At 64.2% G+C, this 5,261-nt stretch carries 5 protein-coding genes; 3 read left to right on the forward strand and 2 right to left on the reverse strand.

Annotated elements, in window-relative coordinates; translation table 11 throughout:
- Positions 1-284, reverse strand: a 284-nt coding sequence (locus tag Y707_RS22555) for a hypothetical protein (RefSeq protein ID WP_035779869.1), incomplete at its 3' end; no start/stop codon positions are given.
- A 13-nt stretch (positions 285-297) separates the two neighbouring features.
- The gene (locus tag Y707_RS0101530) at positions 298-750 is read right to left on the reverse strand and encodes a hypothetical protein (protein WP_026533804.1); all 453 of its coding nucleotides are present in this window, start codon (positions 748-750) and stop codon (positions 298-300) included.
- A 136-nt stretch (positions 751-886) separates the two neighbouring features.
- Between Y707_RS0101530 and Y707_RS0101535 the strand changes: the two genes are divergently transcribed.
- The 3 genes from Y707_RS0101535 to Y707_RS22560 all read left to right on the forward strand — a co-directional run bounded on the left by Y707_RS0101535 (position 887) and on the right by Y707_RS22560 (position 5,225).
- Positions 887-3,343, forward strand: a complete 2,457-nt coding sequence (locus tag Y707_RS0101535; RefSeq protein WP_035779871.1) for a Tex family protein — start codon at positions 887-889, stop codon at positions 3,341-3,343.
- A gap of 173 nt (positions 3,344-3,516) precedes the next feature.
- Positions 3,517-3,843 (forward strand): hypothetical protein, encoded by a 327-nt coding sequence (locus tag Y707_RS0101540; RefSeq protein WP_026533806.1) that lies wholly within the window; start codon positions 3,517-3,519, stop codon positions 3,841-3,843.
- Between the two features lie 275 nt (positions 3,844-4,118).
- On the forward strand, positions 4,119-5,225 hold the full coding sequence (locus tag Y707_RS22560; RefSeq protein ID WP_216699183.1) for a gamma-glutamyltransferase: 1,107 nt from the start codon (positions 4,119-4,121) through the stop codon (positions 5,223-5,225).
- Positions 5,226-5,261 lie beyond the last annotated feature (36 nt).

Genomic DNA, 5,261 nt, shown 5'->3' on the forward strand with positions numbered 1-5,261 from the left:
TCCGTCATTTTGTGCAGGAGGCGCTTGAAGGATCCTGCCCGCCGATCGCCGTCGACCATGCGGCGGATGCCGAGCATCTGTGCCCGGCAGTACAGTTCGCCGATCCATTCGGCCGATTCGCCCGCCCATTTGTCTGCGGCGGTCAACTCCTCCCACCTGGCGCGGTTGCTCTGAAGCTGCCGGACCTCGACGTCGATCCTGTTGAGCAGGACGAACCAGTCATCGGGAGGGGCGGGAATAGGTTCCGTGGGGCGTGAAGGTAAGGTGCCGGCGTCATCAACCATTAAACCGTTCCTGCTACCGGCCTTCGGGCGGCAGCGCCTCGTGATTCCGCCGTCCATGGGTACGCCGATCTTCCTTCATCTCCGCTTCGTAGAGGTGGCGTTTGCCATCAACGAGCTCCTCACGGGCTCGCTTTTCCGCAGCCTTGAATTCCGCGTAATAGCCGTCGTCGTAATCCTCGACGATCTGGAAGGTCCACCGGCCTTCGACGACGTTACGGCCCACAATCTCCCGGTCCAACCGCTCTGCCACCTCGGTGTGCCCGGCCTTGCTGAGCAGCTCAACCGCTTCTCCAAGGGCCAGGTCCGCCGTGCCCGTCAGCCGGTGAAACCCGTACAGATAACCGCGCGCCTGCTCCACCACTTCGAAGGCCTCGGAGAGTTTGCCGAGCGCCTCGACCGTTGCGTCCGTTACGCCGTCGGGACGCTGATGGTTTGCATCGGGACCGTCCGTCGCGTCACTAGTCATGATCCATACACTATGTGCAGAGCCGGGCGGCGGGAACTGGTGCGGACCATAAAACCGGTAGTTATTCACAGGCGCGGTGACATTCCTGCGCGGCACATTCCCGTCCGCCTAAACTGGTCCGGTGAGTAAAGCTGTGATGACCCCTGCCCCGTCCGCCATCGATCCGGAAGCAATCAACGCGAAGATCTACGCGAAGATTGCCGCTGAGCTGGGGGTGCAGACCTGGCAGGTGAAGGTTGCCGTGGAATTGCTCGACGGCGGCTCCACCGTGCCGTTCATCGCCCGGTACCGCAAGGAGGTCACCGGGACGTTGGACGACATCCAGCTGCGCGAACTCGAGGAGCGGCTGCGGTATCTGCGCGAGCTGGAGGAACGCCGGGCGACGGTGCTGGAATCCATTGCCGAGCAGGGCAAGCTGACTGATGAGCTTAAGAAGGCCGTGACCGAGGCGGATACCAAATCGCGGCTCGAAGACCTCTACCTTCCCTACAAGTCCAAGCGGCGGACCAAGGCGCAGATCGCCCGCGAGGCCGGTCTGGAACCGCTCGCCGACGGCCTGTTGCGGAACCCCAACCTGAATCCGGAAACCGAAGCGGCGAAGTACATGAACCCGGAGCACTCCATTGCCACCGCGGAAGATGCGCTTGCCGGAGCACGGTCCATCGTCGTCGAACGCGCCGGGCAGGACGTTGAGCTGGTGACCGAGCTGCGGGAGCGGTTGTGGAAGACCGGCCGGCTGCGCGCGCAGGTCCGCAGGGGCAAGGAGGCCGAGGGGCAGAAGTTCAAGGACTATTTCGACTTCGCCCAGCCGCCGCATTCACTGCCGTCGCACCGGGTCCTCGCCCTGTGGCGCGGCGAGAAGGAGGAAATGCTGGAGCTGGCCATCACAGAGGCCGACCCCGCGGACAAAGACGCCCTGGACGCCGCCCGCAAACGGTACGAAAACGCCGTCGCACATTCGCTGGGGATCGCCGACCGCGGACGTCCCGCCGACGCGTGGCTTCTCCAGACTGCACAGCTCGCCTGGCGCACCCGGGTGCTGGCGCGTCTGGTCACCGACCTGCGTGTCCGCCTGGTCCAGAATGCCGAAGAGGACGCCGTCAGGGTCTTCGCCGCGAACCTGCGCGATGTGTTGCTCGCCGCACCGGCCGGCAACCGCACCACGCTCGGGCTGGATCCCGGCCTGCGCACCGGGGTGAAGGTCGCTGTCGTCGATGGAACCGGCAAGTCTGTCGCGACGGACACCATCTACCCGCACGCGCCGGCGAACAAGTGGAATGAGTCCCTCACCAGCCTTGCCGCGCTGGTGAAGAAGTACGACGTCGAACTCGTCGCCATCGGCAATGGCACCGCGAGCCGCGAAACGGACAAGCTGGCCGCCGAACTGATCAAGTCCCTGCCGGAGAAGAAAATCGACAAACTGGTGGTTTCCGAAGCCGGCGCGTCGGTCTACTCCGCGTCCGCCTTGGCCTCGGCCGAACTGCCCGGCATGGATGTGTCCCTGCGCGGAGCGGTCTCGATAGCGCGTCGGTTGCAGGATCCGCTGGCCGAACTGGTCAAGATCGATCCGAAGGCGATCGGCGTCGGGCAGTACCAGCACGATGTGACGCCGGTGAAGCTGGAGCGTTCACTCGGTGCGGTGATCGAGGACTGCGTGAACTCCGTCGGCGTGGACGTGAACACCGCCTCGCCGGCGCTGCTGTCCCGGGTGGCCGGCGTCGGACCGCTGCTAAGCGAGAACATTGTGGCGCACCGCGACGAGCACGGCCGGTTCGGCAAGCGTTCGGACCTGAAGAAGGTGCCCCGGCTCGGGGCGAAGGCATTCGAGCAGTGTGCCGGTTTCCTGCGGATCAGCGGGGGAGCGGAGCCGCTCGATGCCTCCAGTGTGCACCCGGAAGCCTATGGCGTGGCGCGGAGGATCCTGACCGCAGCCGGCGCGAAGAAGGCCGACGCCGTCCGCGGCACCGGTGCGCTCGCCGCCTTGTCGCCGCAGGACTTTGTGGATGAGACCTTCGGTCTGCCGACCGTGCGGGACATCCTCGCTGAACTGGAAAAGCCCGGCCGCGACCCTCGCCCGGAGTTCAGCACAGCGTCCTTCGCCGAGGGGATCGAGAAGATTTCCGACCTGCGGCCAGGCATGGTTCTGGAGGGCACGGTCAGCAACGTCGCCGCGTTTGGAGCATTCGTGGACATCGGCGTGCACCAGGACGGACTGGTTCACATTTCGGCGATGTCCAATAAGTTTGTGCAGGACCCGCACGATGTCGTCCGCTCCGGTCAAGTAGTTCGGGTGAAGGTGCTCGAGGCTGATCCGGACCGCAAACGGATCGCACTGACCTTGCGGCTGGAAGACGATGCGCCGACGCCGGGCAGTGACGGAACCGGGAACGGCAAGAGCGGGAGCAAGAACGGCAAGCAGGGCGAGGACCGACCGCCGCGCCAAGGTGGAAAACCCAAGGGTGGACAGCCACACAATGACCCGAAGCGTCCGACGTCGGGTCAGCGGCCGTCGTTGGACCGGCGCCCACCGAAACCGCAGCAACCGGAAAGCGCCATGGCGCGAGCGCTGCGCGAGGCCGGGCTGGGGAAGTAAAAAGAACAGACGGCCCTGGGTAGGGGGTGCGGTGCGTGCAGGAGAAGTGGACTAGTGCCCTTGACTAGCTCCGGCATGCCCGCATGTCCCGCCCGCTGGCTGTGGATACCCCGAAAACTGTCCGAGACGGACGGTACGCTGTCGCTTACATCAAATGACGTGAGGAGTTAGCGATGGGCGGGCACGAGGAACCTTTGTCACGGCGTATCGAGGAAGTGCGGTCCCTGTACGAGCAGGGCGGGCCTCAACTTGAGGCTTATCTACGACAAGGAGCGATTGAATCGCTCGAAGCGGCTGTCTTTGAATTGGACGATGCGGCGCGGAACCTCAGCGGCGCCGTTGCGGAAGGCCAAACCCAAGGGTTGCCCCTGGAGGAAATCCGCACAATGATCGACAAGCTGGCCCTTGAAGCGCAGGTATATGGGCCGCAGTCACCGGACAGACTCGTCAAGGTTCACCTGTCGGTGCTGCCGGGGATCGACTCAGCGGACAAGCTCTGATTGTGGGATCCTTAATCGAGAACCCGACCGGCCGGACAATCCGCAAAATAAGGTCCCTGAAGCTGGCGCCTTCGCCACGGCCGCCAGACTTCCACGGCTATCCAGCGTTTTCTTCCGACCCGGTCCCAGCGCCCAATCGAGCGAAGCCAACCGGGCGCGTTCGAGTTTCCTGGGGATCGCGTCGATCCCTGTTCCACCGGCCCTGTCGGTGCTAGGCTGGTTCGCACCATTTCGGCCGAAATTCATCTTTGGCGGGAGTGGCCGAAGGACAAATTGTGCGCAAACTGAAGCTGCGTCTCGTATTCGCGATTGCCATTATTTTGCCGCTTGCCGGATGCCAGACGCCTGAGCCGCCACTCGAGACCACACAGACCACACCCGGTCCGCGAACCTCCAGTGGGGTATCTTCTTCGGAGGCCCCCGACGAACCTTCGCCGGAAGAATCGCTCGCACCGCGTGTGGAGGCGGTCGTCTCCTCGCACGAACTTGCCACCGCGGCCGGGGTCGAGATTCTCGCCGCTGGAGGTTCTGCGGCCGACGCCTCAGTGGCTGTCGCGGCCGTGCTCAGCGTCGTCGAACCGTTCTATTCAAGCGTGCTGGGCGGTGGCACCTGGGCTCTGTACTACGATGCGGACGGCCGGGCGGTGACCAGCATGAACGGGGTCGGGCCGGTCGGCAGCGAAGCGACTCTCTCCGATTACCGCCCCCGCGCCGGCATTCCGGGTATGCATCAGGCGATCGTGCCCGGTGCCTGGGACGGCTGGATGCTGTGGCTCGAAGCGTACGGGGAACTGGAACTCGGCGACGTCCTGGCACCCGCGATCGCCGTGGCCCGCGAGGGGTATCCGGTCAGCACGGAAATGTCCTTCTGGCTGACGAGGCAGGAGGACCGGATTCGAAACAGTCCGGTCATGGCGAGCATCTACCTCCCCGATGGTGACCTGCTGGCACCAGGTGAGACCGTCTACCAGACCGGCATGGCCGATACCTTTGAGTCGCTCGTGGCAGTGTACGACGACGCCGTCGCTGAAGGACATGCGGCGGGTATCGCGGCGGCCCGGGACTATTTCTACCGCGGCCCGATTGCCGATGCGATTGTCTCCTTCTCGGAGGAGAACGCCGGCTACCTGACCGAGCAGGACTTCGCTGAGTTTTCAGCCGAACTTGTCGAACCCATCTCCATTGAGTACGACGAACTCAGCGTGTACCAAAACCCGCCGAACAGCCAGGGCATCGCCATGCTTGAAGCGCTGAACATTCTTGAAGGCTTTGACTTCGCCGGCCAATCCGCCGGCGACGCCGCCGTCGTTCACCGCCAAGTGGAAGCGATTAAGCTGGTGGTTGGGCCCCCGCTAGCAGCCCAGTTGCTATGCGATAGCTAATTGGTTCTCTGCGGTCCAGCGTTCCCAGTGTCGTGA

The sequence above is a fragment of the Arthrobacter sp. H14 genome (genome assembly GCF_000520495.1).
GTDB lineage: Bacteria > Actinomycetota > Actinomycetes > Actinomycetales > Micrococcaceae > Arthrobacter_C.